This is a genomic window from Acidovorax sp. 56 (assembly GCF_002749705.1).
GTDB lineage: Bacteria > Pseudomonadota > Gammaproteobacteria > Burkholderiales > Burkholderiaceae_C > Acidovorax.
Window position 1 is genome coordinate 240,407 of the sequence record NZ_PEEV01000001.1, and the last position, 14,823, is coordinate 255,229.

Consider the following 14,823-nt stretch of genomic DNA (forward strand, 5'->3'; position numbering starts at 1 on the left):
TTTTTTTGTGCCTGGAATGCTCTCAGTGCGCCCTTTTCTGCAGCGCCCTGACAGCGCGGCGCCAGCTTGCTTGCAGAACCCTGAAAGCCCCTCGCAGCAGGGGCTTTTTCGCGGGAAAACCCCCAAAGCCTGGGGTGGCCATATTCCTACAATGAATGCGGCTGAAACAAGTCCTCGGCACGGCTGCGTATCGCGCGTGCATGCTGGGTTTTGCAATCAAATATCGGAGAGAACCTCATGGATCGTCGTTCCATCATCAAACGCGCAGGCATTGCCGGCGTGCTGGCCGCAGGTGCTGCGCCCGCTGTCCACGCGCAAGCGGCCGTTCGTTGGCGCCTGGCTTCCAGCTTCCCCAAGTCGCTGGACACCATCTTTGGTGGCGCTGACGTGTTTGCCAAGGCCGTCAAGGCCATGTCGGGCGGCAAGTTTGAAATCTCCGTGCATGCAGGTGGCGAACTGATGCCTCCCTTTGGCGTTGTGGACGGCGTGCAGCAAGGCACTGTGGAAATGTGCCACTCGGTGCCTTACTACTTCTACGGCAAGAACCCTGCGTTCGCGCTGGGCTCGGCGATCCCCTTCGGCTTCAATGCACGCCAGATGGACGCCTGGATGATGCACGGCAATGGCCGCAAGCTCATGAACGAGTTCTACGCCGGGTACAACATGGTCAGCTTTGCTGGCGGCAACACCGGCACGCAGATGGGCGGCTGGTTCCGCAAGGAAATCAAGTCCCCCGCCGACTTCAAGGGCTTGAAGATGCGCTTGGGTGGCGGTTTGGTGGGCGAGGTGATGCAGAAGCTGGGTGCTGTGCCCCAGAGCATTCCTGGTGGCGAAATTTACCAATCGCTCGAAAAGGGCACGATTGACGCCGCCGAGTGGATCGGCCCCTACGATGACCAGAAGCTGGGCTTCAACAAGGTGGCTCCCTTCTACTACTACCCCGGCTGGTGGGAAGGCGGTCCTGAGGTGGACTTCTTCATCAACAAGAAGGCTTTTGAAGGCGTCTCTTCCGAGTTCCAGGCCATCATCGAAGCCGCATCGGCTGTTGCCCACAACGACATGCTGGCCAAGTACGATGCATTGAACCCCACTGCGCTCAAGCAACTGGTGGCTGCCAAGACCAAGGTGCTGCCTTTCTCGCAAGCCGTGATGGACGCCTCGTTCAAGGCTTCGATGGAAGTGTTTGCCGAGAACGATGCCAAGAGCCCTGAGTGGAAGAAGATCTACGCGGCCATGCGCACCTTCCAGCGTGACCAGATCCTGTGGTTCCGCTTCGCCGAAGCCCGCTACGACACCTTTATGTCGTCGCAAAAGATCTGACGGTTGCTGGTGCTGCAGGGCTTTGAGCCCTGCATGCCGATGCCCCCGAACCCACTGGCACTCCGTGCCAGTGGGTTTTTTTTATGTCCTGTTGTCCTGACCCAGGTGGGCGCAATGGACTATCAGTGCGCTGACTTGGGAAGGCCGTGAGTGGCGCTTGAGGGAGCGTCGGTGGATGGGGCAATGCAACAGTGCCTTCAGTAGGGGGGGGCTCCAGCCCTGGTGTGGAGCGCACGGGCTGGAGGTGTTGAGCAATTTTTATCTGCAGGTGATGTCCCACAGGATGGCGGTGTTGCAGCCTGTGGGTGCTGTTGGGGCTGAGTGATGCGCCGTTGGATGCCATACGCAAAAAAGCCCCGGCAGACGCAGTGTCTGCCGGGGCTCGGGGGCTTGAATGGGCGCTGGTGTTTGGGTAGCGCCCTTTTCGTTGCGCCTTACTTCTTCTCTTGTTCCAGAGAGTCTTGCAGGGCCTTCAGTGGGTCATCTGCTGGAGCGGATGCTGCGGGTTCGGTGCCGGCCGAGCCTTCCATGCCTGCAGTGGGGTCTGCGGCTTCGGGCATGGCGTCAGGCATGGTGGCTTCCATTTCCATGCGCACCTTGTCCAGGTCATAGACCTCTTCTTTGTCCAAACCGCTGGAGACGATGCCTGGGAAGGCGATGACCAATCCCACCATGGTCAGCTGAATGATCAGGAAGGGGATGGCACCCCAGTAGATCTGCGGCGTGGTCACCGGGGCGATCATCTTCTTGGTGACCTTGTCCATGTACTCCTTGGCAGGGGCTACGCTGCGCAGGTAGAACAGCGCAAACCCGAACGGTGGGTGCATGAACGAGGTTTGCATGTTGATGGCCAGCAGCACGCCAAACCAGATCAGGTCAATCCCCAGCTTGTGGGCTACGGGGGCCAGCAAGGGCACCACGATGAAGGACAACTCAAAGAAGTCCAGGAAGAACGCCAGGAAGAACACCATGATGTTCACGACGATCAGGAAGCCCAATTGGCCACCTGGCAGGCCTGACAGCAAATGCTCCACCCACAGCGGGCCGTCCACGCCCTGGAAGGTCAGACCAAAGATGGTGGCGCCCACCAGAATGAACACCACAAAGCATGACAGCTTGGTCGTGGTGTGCACTGCCTGGGTCAGCAGGCTCATGCTCAAGCGGCCTCGCAGGATGGCCATGATGGTGGCGCCCAGGGCGCCCATGGCGCCGCCTTCGGTCGGCGTGGCCACACCCAGGAAGATGGTGCCCAGCACCAGGAAGATCAGCAGCAGCGGTGGAATCAGGACAAAGGTCACACGTTCTGCGACGCGCGAGAGCAGGCCCAGGCGGGTGATCTTGTTGATGCTGGCGGCCACGAAGGCCAAAGCCACGCCAAAGCACATGGACACCACGATGGTCTCATCCAGTGCAACCTTTTCCACCACTTCGCCAGACCACCATGTGTGCAGGGCTGGCATGTTTTTGGCCACGTAGACAGAGGCGGCCGTGCAGACAGCGGTCAGAGCCAGCAACGAGGGCAGGCCGTTCTTGCCATTGTCTTCACGCAGGGTGCGTGCTTCGGGGGGCAGGGCAGGCACCCACTGTGGCTTGAACACTGCCAGCAAGATCACGTAGAGGGCGTAAAAGCCCGTGAGCATCAGGCCAGGCGCAAACGCACCCTTGTACATGTCGCCCACGCTGCGGCCCAGTTGGTCGGCAATGATGATGAGCACCAGCGATGGTGGAATGATCTGAGCCAACGTACCGGAGGCGGCAATCACCCCCGCTGCCAGGCGCCGGTCGTAGCCGTATCGCAGCATGATGGGCAAAGAGATCAGGCCCATCGAGATCACTGACGCCGCCACCACCCCGGTTGTGGCGGCCAGCAGTGCGCCCACAAAGATCACGGCCAGCGCCAGACCACCGCGGATGGGGCCAAACAGTTGGCCAATGGTGTCCAGCAAGTCTTCAGCCATGCCGCTTCGCTCCAGGATCAGCCCCATGAGCGTGAAGAACGGAATGGCCAGCAGCGTGTCGTTTTGCATGATGCCGAACATGCGCAGCGGCACAGCTTGCAGCAGGGCTTCGGGCAAGACGTTCAGCTCAATCCCGATGAAGGCGAAAAACAGGCCGCAGGCGCCCAGGCTGAAGGCCACAGGAAAGCCCACCAGCAAGAAACAGATGAGCCCCGCAAACATGATGGGGGCGAGGTTGTGTGCAATGAATTCCATGGTGTATGTCTCCGCTTGTGGGGCCGTTCAATGGGCCTCGGCCTTGTTCTTGCCGTTGCCCTTGGCGGCTTCGGCCAAGTTGCGGATGGATTCGGCCAGCTCTTCTTCGGCTGTCTTTTCTGCCTTCTTGGAGGTGGGGTCGTCGATCAGGCCTTTGAGGAACGCCAAGCGCTTGATCAGCTCAGACACGCCTTGCAGCCACAGCAGGCTGAAGCCCATGGGGATCATCAGGTACACGGGCCAGCGGATCAGGCCGCCTGCGTTACTGGACATCTCGCCAGAGGCCAGTGCGCGGGTGAAGAAGGGAATGCCATACCAAAGAGCCGCAAAGCACATGGGCGTGAGGAAGGCGATGTAGCCAAACACGTCGATCCAAATCTGGGTGCGCTTGGAGAAGCGGCTGGAGACCACGTCCACCTTGACGTGCTCGCCTTGCAAGAGGGTGTAGCCCGCAGCGAGCAGGAACGAGGCAGCAAACAAATACCACTGCACTTCCAGGAACGCGTTGGAGCTGATGTTGAACGCCTTGCGCACCACGGCGTTCACACCGCTGATGACCGTGGAGGCCAAGATCAGCCAGACCACGTATTTACCGACCTGGGTGTTAAGCCAGTCGATCCCCCTGGATAACTTCAATAGAGCCTGCATGGTGTCTCCAATAAAAAGGCTTTGCCGACATCGCGCTGGCCTTTCGTCTCGGTAGGGCGAAAGGGTGCACGAACTTTTACAACGGCGCGATTCTACGGAGCACTGTAAGCCGAGTCTGACAGCTGCGTGACGGTGTTATCCCTATGGCTGTATTGGTTCTTTAGCTACTAAAAGTGTAGCAATTAGGGTTTCTTCCTAGGCGTTGAAGTGCGTTTGGGACCCGCAAATTGCCACCACGGCAGCACGCTGCTCATCGCCAGAACCTCGCCGCTGCGCATGGGCGTGTAGCCGGGCAGTTGGGCCATGTGCAGTTGCCATGCGGGCGACAGCAGCAATGCGCGCAGCGCCCGTGTCGCCGGTTGCTCCAGGCTCGATTTGAGGCAGGCCAGGTGGTAGCGCTCGTCCACCAGCGGCACAAAATCCAGCCCGCGTGCGCGGGCCGCCATCTCGATGCCCAGGCCTGCGTCTGCAGCCCCGGCCACCACCGCCTGTGCCACGGCCGTGTGCGAGGGCTCATCGTGGTCAAAGCCCGTGATGTGCTGCCCGGTCAGGCCCGCCAGGGCCAGTTGGTCTTCCAGCAGCACGCGGGTGCCACTGCCCAGGGGCCGGTTCACAAAGCGCGCGCCGGTGCGGGCCACATCGGCCAACGACTGCAGGCCCAGCGGATTGCCCTTGGCCACGATCAGCCCTTGCGTGCGCTTGGCAAAGCCAATGATCTTGTGCAGGCCCGGTTGCAGCAGCGGCTTGTAGGTGCGGGCGGCCAGTGAGCTGGCTGCGGGTTGCTCCAATGTATGAAAACCCGCCAGCGTGCAGCGGCCCTCGTTCAGCGCCCGTATGGCGTCCACGCTGCCAGTGAAGCGGATGTCCAGATGCAGCGCCCCTGACTCGCCGGGCGTGGCCGCGTGGGCACGCAGGGTGGCCAGCGCGTCGTCGTGGCTGGCGTACATGGTTAGCACATGGGCACTGTCGTCAAAGGCCACGGCAAAGGCGCGCTCCAGGTCGGCGTGCAGGGCTGCGATTTGCGGCGCCAGGCGGGCCTGGGCCTGGCGCTCGGCCCACAGCAGCTTGGTGCCGAACTCGCTGAGCTGGGCGGACTGGCCCTTGCCCCAGATGATCAGCTCGCCGCCCAGTTGCTCTTCCCACCGCTTGAGGGCGCCCCAGACATGGCGGTACGACATGCCCAGCGTGCGCGCTGCGGCAGAGATGGACCCCTGCTGCGCCACGGCCTCCAGCATTTCGGGCAAGGGGTTGCGGATCTGGGCGTCGCCCGCATCGCGGCTCAAGGTGTAGTGGAGTTGGATCCTATGCACAGGATTTCATATCGCTGGAGATTGGCTGGGTGCATACGATAGTCGAATCCATGTCCACAGTTACCGAAAGCGCGAACACAGCGCTGCAACTCACTTTCTCTGCCGACCCCGCTTTGTGGACCATTGTCGGCCGATCCCTGTCTGTCAGCGCCACCGCCAGCCTGTTGGCTTGTGGTGCGGGCTTGGTGCTGGGCGCCTGGCTGGGTGTGGCGCGCTTTGCCGGGCGCGGCGCGGTGCTGGCGGTGCTCAACACCTTGCTGGCCGTGCCCTCAGTGGTGGTGGGACTGGTGGTGTATTTGCTGCTGTCGCGCAGCGGGCCGCTGGGCAGCTGGGGCTGGTTGTTCGGCTTCAAGGCCATGGTGCTGGCCCAGGCGCTGCTGGTGCTGCCGGTGGCCACGGCGCTGACGCGGCAGGTGGTGGAGGATGCCGACCGTGCCCATGGCGAGCAACTGCGATCGCTGGGCGCTGGGCCGTTGCTGCGCAGCCTGCTGCTGGCCTGGGATGAGCGCTACGCCTTGCTCACGGTGCTGTTGGCCTCGTTTGGCCGCGCCATCTCTGAAGTGGGTGCCGTGATGATCGTGGGCGGCAACATCGATGGCTTTACCCGCGTGATGACTACGGCCATTGCGCTGGAGACCAGCAAGGGTGACCTGCCCCTGGCACTGGCGCTGGGCTTGATCTTGCTGGCGGTGGTGCTGGCGTTGAACATGGTGATTGCGCTGCTGCGGCGCTGGCGCGAGCGGGTGGACGGTGCCAGCACCGATCTGCCTGTAGGAGTGGCCGCGTGATGGCCGACTTGCCCCTGGACGCCATGGCATCCCCTGTGGCCGCGCCCCTCATGGATTTGCAGGCGGTGGACGTGCGCTTTGGCCGTGTACATGTACTGACGGGTGTGACGCTGCGCATTGCCCCGGGCGAGCGTGTGGCCCTGGTGGGCGCCAATGGCAGTGGCAAGAGCACGCTGCTGCGCGTGCTGCACGGCCTGGTGCCCGCCAGCGCCGGGCACTGCCACACGGCGCCCGCGCGTCAGCAGGCCATGCTGTTCCAGCGCCCCCACATGCTGCGCACCAGCGCGCAAAACAACGTGGCGCTGGCGCTGTGGCTGCGTGGCAGCCGCTGGGCCGATGCACGCGCGCAAGCGCTGGCAGCGTTGCACCGCGTAGGGCTGCAGTCCATCGCCTTGCAAAACGCCCGCACCTTGTCGGGCGGCCAGCAGCAGCGTGTGGCCCTGGCCCGCGCCTGGGCCCTGCGCGCCGAGGTGTTGCTGCTGGACGAGCCCACCTCCAGCCTGGACCCGCATGCCAAGCGCGAGGTGGAAGCCTTGATGGCCGAGTTTGCTCTGAGCCATGACCTTGGCCACGAACCAGGCCACGCCATGCGCGCCAGCGCGCAGCCCGTGACCATGGTGTTCAGCAGCCACAACCTGGGGCAGGTTAAGCGCCTGGCCAGCCGGGTGGTGTACCTGGAGCATGGGCGCCTGGTGGCCGATCTGCCGGTGCATGACTTTTTCAATGGCCCCTTGCCAGAGGCCGCCCGTTTGTTTGTCAAAGGAGAGTTGGTATGAAGAATTTCAAGGTTTTTGGTGCTCTGGCGCCCGTCCATAAAGCGCTAGCAGCTATGATTTTGGTAGCGTGCGGTGCCGCGTCGGCGCAGTCCATCACCATGGCCTCCACCACCTCGACCGAGCAGTCGGGCCTGTTCTCGCACCTGTTGCCTGAGTTCAAAAAGGCCAGTGGCCTGGATGTGAAGGTGGTGGCCCTGGGCACCGGCCAGGCGCTGGACACCGCCCGCCGCGGCGATGCGGACGTGCTCTTTGTGCACGACCAGGCGGCTGAAGAAAAGTTTGTGGCCGATGGCTGGGCCGTCAAGCGCTACCCGGTCATGTACAACGACTTCATTCTGGTGGGCCCCAAGGCCGACCCCGTGGGCACCAAGGGCAAGGACATTGTCGAAGCGCTCAAGAAGCTGGCCACCTCCAACGGCGAATTCGTCTCGCGCGGTGACAAGAGCGGCACGCACGCTGCCGAACTGCGCTACTGGAAACTGGCAGGCGCCGAGGCCAGCAAGGGCAGCGGCTACAAGGAATGCGGCTGCGGCATGGGCCCGGCGCTGAACATTGCCGCCTCCAGCGGTGCCTACGTGTTGGCCGACCGGGGCACCTGGCTCAACTTCAAGAACCGCGCTGACCTGGCCGTGCTGGTCGAGGGCGATACCCGCCTGTTCAACCAATATGGCGTGATGGTGGTGAACCCCGCCAAGCATGCCCACGTCAAGGCGCAAGACGCGCAGAAGTTTGTGGACTGGGTGGTGTCACCCGCCGGGCAGAACGTGATTGCTGCCTACAAGATCGGTGGCGAGCAATTGTTCTTCCCCAACGCAGCCAAGTGATCTGCCATGCCCATATGCAAGCCCCTGTCCAGCCGCAGCACAGCCTCGGTAGGGTCTGCGCGCGTTGCGCTGGCTGCCTTGATGTTGGGAATGGCAGGATGTTCCGCACCAGCTTCCAAGGCACCGATGGCTGACGCGCAGCCCATTGCGGTCTACGCCGCAGGCAGCTTGCGCGAAGCGCTCACTGACATTGCGCGGAACCACGAAGCACGCACGGGCCAGCCCGTGCGGCTCACGTTCGGTGCATCTGGCTTGCTGCGCGAGCGCATCGAGCAGGGGGAGCCCGCCCAAGTGTTCGCTTCAGCGGACACCGAGCACCCGCAGCGCCTGGCCTCCCAAGGGGGCTGGCAGCCTGTCGTCGTCTTCACACGCAATGCCCTGTGTGCGCTGACAGGGCCCCACGTCAATGCCGCGCCAGACACCTTGCTGCCCACCCTGCTGCGCAGTGAGGTGCGGCTGGGCACCTCCACCCCCAAGGCAGACCCCTCGGGCGACTATGCCTGGGCCTTTTTCCGCAAGGCCGATGCGGTGCAGCCAGGGGCCTACGCGGTGCTCGATGCCAAGGCGCTCAAGCTCACGGGGGCGGCCGATTCGCCCAAGCCACCGGCAGGGCGCGGCACCTACGCGTGGGTGATGGAGCAGCGCCAGGCCGATGTGTTTTTGACCTACTGCACCAACGCTGTGTCGGCCCAGGCCGAGGTACCTTCGCTGCGCGTGGTGCCCTTGCCGGCAACGCTGCAGGTGGGGGCCGCCTATGGCCTGGCGGTGCGCACAGATGCCCCGGTGCAGGCCCAAGCGTTTGCACAGTCGCTCACCGAGCCAGCGGCACAGGCCGTGCTGCAGCGGCTGGGCTTTGGGCGGCCTTGAAGGGGCCTGAATCGCCCTGCGTGGGGATGATTCAATCGCTTTGCCGCAGCTTGGCGTAGGCGGTTTGTACGGCACACGCTGCACCAGCCTGGTGGGGTGCAGCGTGTGTCTTTTTCCTGCAAGGGACTGCAGCCGGGTTTGCGCTGCCCTGGGTGGCCACCGCAGCTTGGCGCAGGCGCTTATGCCTCATCGTCACGGTGGTGGCTGCTGCGCCAGATGGCCCGCACCAGCCACAGCCCGCACACCACTGCCCCAAAAAAGCCGAGAAATCCAAATGCCGGCAAGCCGAACAGGGTGGGTCCGCCTTTCACCGTCATCACGATGGACGAGCCAATGATGAGCGCAGCGATCACCAGCGCCATCGCCAGGCGGTTGGCCGATCGGTCGATCTGGTCGCCCACGCGTTTGAGGTGGGCCAGTTCAATGCCCACCTGCAAGTGCCCGCGCCGGGCGTTGCGCAGCAGGCGCGCGATGTCGTCGGGCAGCTGCTCCACGGTGGCCAGCGTGCGCCGCAGCGTTTGCCAGGTGCGCGTTGCAACGGCCTTGGGCTGGTAGCGGGCCTTGACCACTTGCTGCAGTAGGGGCAGCGCCTCGGACGCCATGTGAAAGCCCGGGTCGAGGTTGCGGCCCATGCCCTCCAGCGAGATAAAGGCCTTGATGAGCAGGGCCAGGTCCGAGGGCAGGCCCAGGTGGTGCTCGCGCAGGATGGCAGTCACGTCGGCCAGCATCTGGCCCAGGCTGAGCTGCGCCAGCGGCACGCCGTGGTATTGGTCGACAAAGGCTTCAATCTCGGTTTCCAACTGGCCCAGTTGCGTGCCCGGCCCATCGCCCGTCCAGTCCAGCAGCACATCGGCCACGGCCTGGGGCTGCTGCTCTACCAAGCCCAGCAGCAGCTGCAGCAGTTCGTCGCGCCGCCGCTGCGACAAGCGCCCCACCATGCCAAAGTCGATGAAGGCGATCTGGTTGCCCGGCAGGTAAAACACATTGCCGGGGTGCGGGTCGGCGTGGAACACCCCGTCTTGCACAATCATCTTGAGCACGGCCTGCGCACCCCGCTGGGCCAGCAGGGTGCGGTTAAACCCGGCCTCTGGCGTCAGCGCATCCAGCGCCCCCCCGGGCGTGCCTGCGATGAAGTCCTGCACGTTGACCCGCTCGCTGGTGTGGTGCCAGTACACGCGGGGCACGGTGATCCAGGGCAGGGTCTGCAGGTTGGCGGCAATGCGTTCGGCCTGGCGGCATTCGCCCGCCAGGTCCAGCTCGCGCCGCAGCGACCGGGCAAACTCGCGCACCAGTTGCTGCGGGTGGTAGGGCTTGAGGGCAGGCAGCTCGGCCTCGGCCAAGGCGGCCAGGCGCTGCAGCAACCGCAGGTCTGCGGCAATGGTGTCGGCAATGCCGGGCCTGCGGATCTTGACGATGACCTCGGTGCCATCGTGCAGCCGTGCGCGGTGCACCTGGGCGATGGAGGCGGCGGCCAGGGGGACCGTGTCGAACCAGGCAAACACGGCTTCGGGCTCGCCGCCCAGGTCTTCGCGCAGTTGGGGGCGCAGCGCCTCAAAGGGCACGGCGGGCACCTGGCTGTGCAGCTTCTCCAGTTCGGTGATGAATTCGGGGCCAAACAGGTCGGCACGGCCCGCCAGAATTTGTCCAAACTTGACGAAGGTGGGGCCCAGTTCTTCCAGGGCCAGGCGCACCTGCACCGGGGGCTCGATGCGGGCCAGGTCTGCGGCGTGGGGGCGGTGCAGGGCTTGCCCCGCACGTTCGAGCTTGTCGGCCAGGCCCAGGCGGCGCACGGTGTCGCCAAAGCCGTGGCGCACCATCACCCCCAGAATTTCCTTGAGGCGCCCCAGGTCGCGCGCGGTGTCCAGAGTCTCGATGAGCATGCCGGGATGATAGTGCGCAGGTGGTGGCGTGCCTTGTCCCGGCACAACCCGAGTGCGATGCCGCTGGATGGGGGCAGCCCAGGCCCTCACCCCCCAACTCGGGACACTAGGGTGTTGGCGAGGGCTGGTCCGTCGCGGTCGTGCACGCCTGCTGGGTCTGCTGCCAGGCTGCAATGTCTTGTGCATGGATGGCCAGAAACTGCGCCAGCCGTGCAAAGCGCTGCTTCGTCTTGCGTGCAAACACCCAGTGCACCACGGGCTTTAGTCCACTGAATCCTTGAAATCAGCGGTGCGTGAGGGTCTGGCAAGGCCGCAATCTAGGCGCCGGGCGCAGCCGGGTTGGACACCCGGCGAGCACGGCAACGACGAGTGCGGCCTTGCCAGACCCTCACCCTGCGGGCCGGGGCTGCAGTGGGCGCCCGGCTGCGTTGCATGCTTTGCCATGGCGGCCAGCCTTGGCTGCAGCATGCGCCTTGCCGTGCATCCCGCTGCAACCCCGGCGCGCCGTCGATTTCAAGGATTCAGTGGACTGGCACCCAGCGCAGCGGGGCTGGGCCTACCTCAAAGGTGTAGGTGTAGATGAGCTGTGAGCGGTCTGCGCCATCGGCCTGGTGGCGCATGGAGGCTGCCCACTGCGTGAACGGAAACGAGCGCCCCACCATCTTGGCGGCGGCCAGCATGGGCCTGTCGTAGCTGACGAACTGCGTGCGCATGGACAAGGCCCGCAGCGCGCCTGCCCCCGTGTTTTCAGAAATAGCGCCCACGCTGGGGCAGGGGGCGCCATCTTGCACGTGGGTGCGGCTGACCAGCGGGTCCCACTGCGCACGCCAGTGGTGGTAGTGAAAGGCATCAAAAGCCAGATCGGCCCGCGCGGGCATGGGGAAGGTCAGTTTTTGGTGTGCCATGCGCTGTTCAATGTGGGCCAGCTTCGTCCACGGTATCGGTCTGCATGCCCCATTTGGCAAATTCAGGGGCGAAGGCGTCCAGCGGCAGCAGGCCGGTGCTGGTCCAGGCCCCGATCGGCAGCGGTTGTCCCTCGGCCAGCTGGCGCGCCAGCAAGATGGCGGCCATGCACGGAATCTCCGGCCCATGGTCGTGGTCTGCCGCAATGTGCCAGGCGCATTGGCTGGGCTGGCCTTGCGCATTGCTCCCTGATACGCGGACCACCATGCCGCCCAGCGGGGTGCCCAGTGCGTCAAACAGCCCGCCGCCACGGTGCATGAGCGCCGCCAGTTTTTCTGGCTGCTTTAGCCAACCCCATTGGCGTAGCCTGGCCAGCACACTGAAGGCGCTTTGCGCCAGGCCCACTTCCAGCGCCGCCCGGAAGCTCACCCGCCGTGCCACCCGGTAGTGTGCAGGGAACAGCTCCAGGTCAGGGATGTCGCACACCGCGCCACGGCGGGGCCGCAGGCGCAGAAAGTGCACGGGGGTAGGCTGCGCCCAGCCCAGGCGGTGCTGCCAGCGCCCGTCTTCCCACACCGCGATGGGCAGGCCGCAATAGCTGAGCACGGCGGCCAGTGTGGCCTCGCCCCGGGGTGCCCGCTGTGCGGGGGCGATGCAGATGTCGATGGTGTCGATGCTTTGCCAGCCTGCGCTCAGCGCATCCACCACGGCCGAAGACAGCGCGGGCACGGTGCTGGCGCCAGCCACTGCTGTGCGGCCAGCGCTGGCAAATGCGCTGTGCAGCGCCGCTGGAAAATCACACACAAACCTGCGCCCGTCGGCCAAGTCGATGTAATGGGCACAAGCCTGCGCTGCGGCCAGTGCCACGCCATAGGCCTGTGCTTGAAAGGGCCCTGCCGTGTGGATGACCAGGCCTGCGCCCAGCGCCTTGAGCTTTGCTGCCAGGCTTGGGGCTTCGTGGTCCAGTGCCACACCTTCAGCGCCACCGCCCAGTGTGTCTGCCAGTGCCTGGGCTTTGCCGGCATGGCGCCCGGCGATTTGCAGGTGGATTTGCGGATGGCCCGCCAGTGCCTTGCAGATGCGGGTGCCAAAGTTGCCGTAGCCGCCCAGCACCAAGACGTTCATCGCGGTCAATCGAGGGCTCCTGCTCAAGTCGGGATGGTTGGGTGACAGCCCAGAATTGTGACCGGATGGGCCTGCGGTTCAGGGCGACACAAGGGTCGTTCTGTTTGCCGTCTTTTCTAACTGCTAGGGATCCTCTGCTCGAATCGAGCTGGCCAAGTGTGCGCTGCGGATCGGGATGGGCTGCAAGGCGCAAAACGCAGCAATAGCCATCGCTATTGCGAGTATTTGCAACGCCGCAGACCGCCAGAGACCGCAGATGCACACGGCGCGGTGATTCGTGCATAGGGTCCCTAGGCAGCTCAGGAGGGCATGGGCGCCGGGGCCGCCAGGAAGGGTGATATCGCGACCGAGGGGCGCGGGGGCAGCACCGTGATCTCTGCGGGGTGATAGGCTTTGTGCCACTGGGGCACGGCCTCTGGTGGCATGGCTTTGCTGAAGAAGTAGCCCTGAACATTGCCAATGCCGCTCTCCAGCACGGACTGCAGTTCCTGCTCGGTCTCCACCCCTTCCACGACCACCTCCAGTTGCAGGTCCCGTGCCAGCCGCACCACATGGCGCAGCAGCGACTGGCGGCGAGGGTCTTGTGGTAGCTGGCGCACAAAAAGCCGGTCGCACTTGATGCCACTGATGGGCAGGTCGGCGAGCACACCGAGCGATGAATAGCCGGCCCCAAAGTCGTCCATGAACACGCCAACGCCCAGCGTCCGCAGGTCGTTGATGGCCTGCACCATGTGCGCGCCGCAGGCAATGATGGCGTGCTCTGTCAGCTCCAGCTGCAGCATGCCCCAAGGCAGCCCGCGCCGTTGGAGCTTGGCGCCCAGCCATTGGGCAAAGCCGGGCTCCAGCAGCGTGACGGGCGCCACATTCACGCACACCGTGCTGCTGGGCATGCCTTGGGCCAGCCAGCCCTGGGCCGCGTCCAGCGCATTGGCCAGAACCAGCCGGTCCACCTGGCTGGTTTTGCCCTGCAGCTCGCACACCAGAAAGAAAGCGTCGGGGCTCAGGGGCCCCAGCAGCGGGTCATTCAGGCGCAGCAGCGCTTCGTAGTGAACCTGGGGGCCATACAGGTTGACGATGGGCTGAAAGTGCAGCGTGAGGCTGTTGCGGTTGAGCAGCCGGGGCAGGTGGTCGGCAATCAGCGACAGCTGGATGTCGTGCTCGGGCGGCTTCTGGTGGGCCAGGGTGACGCGCATGAGCGACAAACCCAGCCGCTGCAGATGCTGGCGAACCTGGTCGGAGCGGATGTTTCTGAACTGCTCTACAGCCAACGCGAGGGTGAAGACGAGCAGCACCGCCAACAGCGCTAAACCATTGGCCTGGTTGCCGGTCGCGGGCATCTTCAAGGGAAAGCAGTTGACCAGCAGCCAGTGCAGCACAAGGATGGCACCACCGCTGATCAAATTGTCTCCCCAGCTTTGCGGGCTGTAGCGGTGCGTTAGTGCGCTCATCTTGCCCGCACGGTGCCGGATGGCGGTGTAGCAGGCCACCCCGATGGCCGTGGCTGTGGCCAGTGCAATGGCCAGTCCATTGGCCTCGGAGAAATGGGCCACGTAGCTGCGGGCCAGCAAAAAGTGCCCGGACAGCATGCCCAGTGCCAGCACCAGGCCTGCAGGGATGAGGCGGCGAATGCTGGTGCTGGTGCTCAGCGTAGGGATGGTGAGCCGTGCACTGAAGACCATGGCCAGCAAGCAGCCCAGCGCAGGTCCCAGCTCCAGGGTATGGTGAGACAGCTCGGAGTACATGAACAGGCCCACCACATCCAGTGCCCAGACGATGCAGCCAGTGCACAACGCCGCATGCGATGCGCTGATGCGCCGACTTGAAGGGTCCACGGAAAACGCGGTGTGCTCTACCAGCCGCTGGCACACGTGCACGACCAGCGACGCAAAGCCCCAGTACAGCAGGCTGTGCATGAGTGGCGGAAAGTCCACCCCAAACGCCTGTGTGGCGCCATGCCAGATCGAAACTATTTCCACCCTTTGTTCACCCTCGTTTGATGCGGCCATCATACGGTTGAGGTACAACGGGAATGCAATTGACTTTCAATTGAGGTGCCTGGGCAACATTCAAGATACATTTTGTTGACATTTTAAGGGATCCACAAAATGCCGACCAAGCGCTGACCGCGCGGGCGGGCCGTGGCGCCGAGAGCGCCGGTCTTTTTGAGGG

Annotated in this window: 12 protein-coding genes; 5 read left to right on the forward strand and 7 right to left on the reverse strand. The window is 64.2% G+C overall.

Features of this window, described 5'->3' with window-relative positions; translation table 11 throughout:
* Positions 1–237: 237 nt before the first annotated feature.
* Positions 238–1,320, forward strand: coding sequence for a TRAP transporter substrate-binding protein (locus CLU88_RS01000; protein ID WP_099654998.1), 1,083 nt, complete (start codon positions 238–240; stop codon positions 1,318–1,320).
* Positions 1,321–1,754: 434 nt separating this feature from the next.
* On the opposite strand, the gene CLU88_RS01005 is transcribed toward CLU88_RS01000, so the two are convergent.
* The 3 genes from CLU88_RS01005 to CLU88_RS01015 all read right to left on the reverse strand — a co-directional run bounded on the left by CLU88_RS01005 (position 1,755) and on the right by CLU88_RS01015 (position 5,491).
* Positions 1,755–3,533, reverse strand: coding sequence for a TRAP transporter large permease subunit (locus CLU88_RS01005; RefSeq protein WP_099654999.1), 1,779 nt, complete (start codon positions 3,531–3,533; stop codon positions 1,755–1,757).
* A 27-nt stretch (positions 3,534–3,560) separates the two neighbouring features.
* Positions 3,561–4,181, reverse strand: coding sequence for a TRAP transporter small permease subunit (locus CLU88_RS01010; protein WP_099655000.1), 621 nt, complete (start codon positions 4,179–4,181; stop codon positions 3,561–3,563).
* A 182-nt stretch (positions 4,182–4,363) separates the two neighbouring features.
* Positions 4,364–5,491: a substrate-binding domain-containing protein gene (locus CLU88_RS01015; RefSeq protein WP_099655001.1), complete on the reverse strand. Its 1,128-nt coding sequence runs from the start codon at positions 5,489–5,491 to the stop codon at positions 4,364–4,366.
* 50 nt (positions 5,492–5,541) lie between these two features.
* On the opposite strand from CLU88_RS01015, the gene CLU88_RS01020 reads away from it, so the two are divergent.
* The 4 genes from CLU88_RS01020 to CLU88_RS01035 all read left to right on the forward strand — a co-directional run bounded on the left by CLU88_RS01020 (position 5,542) and on the right by CLU88_RS01035 (position 8,746).
* Positions 5,542–6,279 carry an ABC transporter permease gene (locus tag CLU88_RS01020; protein ID WP_099655002.1) on the forward strand — a complete coding sequence of 246 codons (738 nt, stop codon included), beginning with the start codon at positions 5,542–5,544 and terminating at the stop codon, positions 6,277–6,279.
* A complete protein-coding gene (locus CLU88_RS01025) occupies positions 6,279–7,055 on the forward strand; it encodes an ATP-binding cassette domain-containing protein (protein WP_369827574.1) in 777 nt (258 codons plus the stop codon). The genes CLU88_RS01020 and CLU88_RS01025 overlap by 1 nt, the downstream gene beginning before the upstream one ends.
* Positions 7,052–7,879, forward strand: a complete 828-nt coding sequence (locus CLU88_RS01030) for an extracellular solute-binding protein (RefSeq protein WP_099655003.1) — start codon at positions 7,052–7,054, stop codon at positions 7,877–7,879. The genes CLU88_RS01025 and CLU88_RS01030 overlap by 4 nt, the downstream gene beginning before the upstream one ends.
* 126 nt (positions 7,880–8,005) lie before the next feature.
* Positions 8,006–8,746, forward strand: coding sequence for a molybdate ABC transporter substrate-binding protein (locus CLU88_RS01035; protein WP_233205333.1), 741 nt, complete (start codon positions 8,006–8,008; stop codon positions 8,744–8,746).
* A gap of 179 nt (positions 8,747–8,925) precedes the next feature.
* On the opposite strand, the gene CLU88_RS01040 is transcribed toward CLU88_RS01035, so the two are convergent.
* The 4 genes from CLU88_RS01040 to CLU88_RS01055 form a co-directional block, all read right to left on the reverse strand.
* Positions 8,926–10,626, reverse strand: a complete 1,701-nt coding sequence (locus tag CLU88_RS01040) for an AarF/ABC1/UbiB kinase family protein (protein WP_099655004.1) — start codon at positions 10,624–10,626, stop codon at positions 8,926–8,928.
* A gap of 521 nt (positions 10,627–11,147) precedes the next feature.
* Positions 11,148–11,531 (reverse strand): SRPBCC family protein, encoded by a 384-nt coding sequence (locus tag CLU88_RS01045; RefSeq protein WP_143225920.1) that lies wholly within the window; start codon positions 11,529–11,531, stop codon positions 11,148–11,150.
* A 7-nt stretch (positions 11,532–11,538) separates the two neighbouring features.
* A complete protein-coding gene (locus CLU88_RS01050; protein ID WP_099655005.1) occupies positions 11,539–12,654 on the reverse strand; it encodes a saccharopine dehydrogenase family protein in 1,116 nt (371 codons plus the stop codon).
* Between the two features lie 299 nt (positions 12,655–12,953).
* Positions 12,954–14,663 (reverse strand): EAL domain-containing protein, encoded by a 1,710-nt coding sequence (locus tag CLU88_RS01055; RefSeq protein ID WP_233205334.1) that lies wholly within the window; start codon positions 14,661–14,663, stop codon positions 12,954–12,956.
* Positions 14,664–14,823 lie beyond the last annotated feature (160 nt).

Bases quoted from the DNA above. Each gene is read 5' to 3' on its own strand.
- CLU88_RS01000 (WP_099654998.1), top strand. From the start codon at position 238: ATGGATCGTCGTTCCATCATCAAACGCGCAGGCATTGCCGGCGTGCTG.
- CLU88_RS01005 (WP_099654999.1), bottom strand. From the start codon at position 3,533: ATGGAATTCATTGCACACAACCTCGCCCCCATCATGTTTGCGGGGCTC.
- CLU88_RS01010 (WP_099655000.1), bottom strand. From the start codon at position 4,181: ATGCAGGCTCTATTGAAGTTATCCAGGGGGATCGACTGGCTTAACACC.
- CLU88_RS01020 (WP_099655002.1), top strand. From the start codon at position 5,542: ATGTCCACAGTTACCGAAAGCGCGAACACAGCGCTGCAACTCACTTTC.
- CLU88_RS01025 (WP_369827574.1), top strand. From the start codon at position 6,279: ATGGCCGACTTGCCCCTGGACGCCATGGCATCCCCTGTGGCCGCGCCC.
- CLU88_RS01030 (WP_099655003.1), top strand. From the start codon at position 7,052: ATGAAGAATTTCAAGGTTTTTGGTGCTCTGGCGCCCGTCCATAAAGCG.
- CLU88_RS01035 (WP_233205333.1), top strand. From the start codon at position 8,006: ATGGCTGACGCGCAGCCCATTGCGGTCTACGCCGCAGGCAGCTTGCGC.
- CLU88_RS01040 (WP_099655004.1), bottom strand. From the start codon at position 10,626: ATGCTCATCGAGACTCTGGACACCGCGCGCGACCTGGGGCGCCTCAAG.
- CLU88_RS01045 (WP_143225920.1), bottom strand. From the start codon at position 11,531: ATGGCACACCAAAAACTGACCTTCCCCATGCCCGCGCGGGCCGATCTG.
- CLU88_RS01050 (WP_099655005.1), bottom strand. From the start codon at position 12,654: ATGAACGTCTTGGTGCTGGGCGGCTACGGCAACTTTGGCACCCGCATC.
- CLU88_RS01055 (WP_233205334.1), bottom strand. From the start codon at position 14,663: ATGATGGCCGCATCAAACGAGGGTGAACAAAGGGTGGAAATAGTTTCG.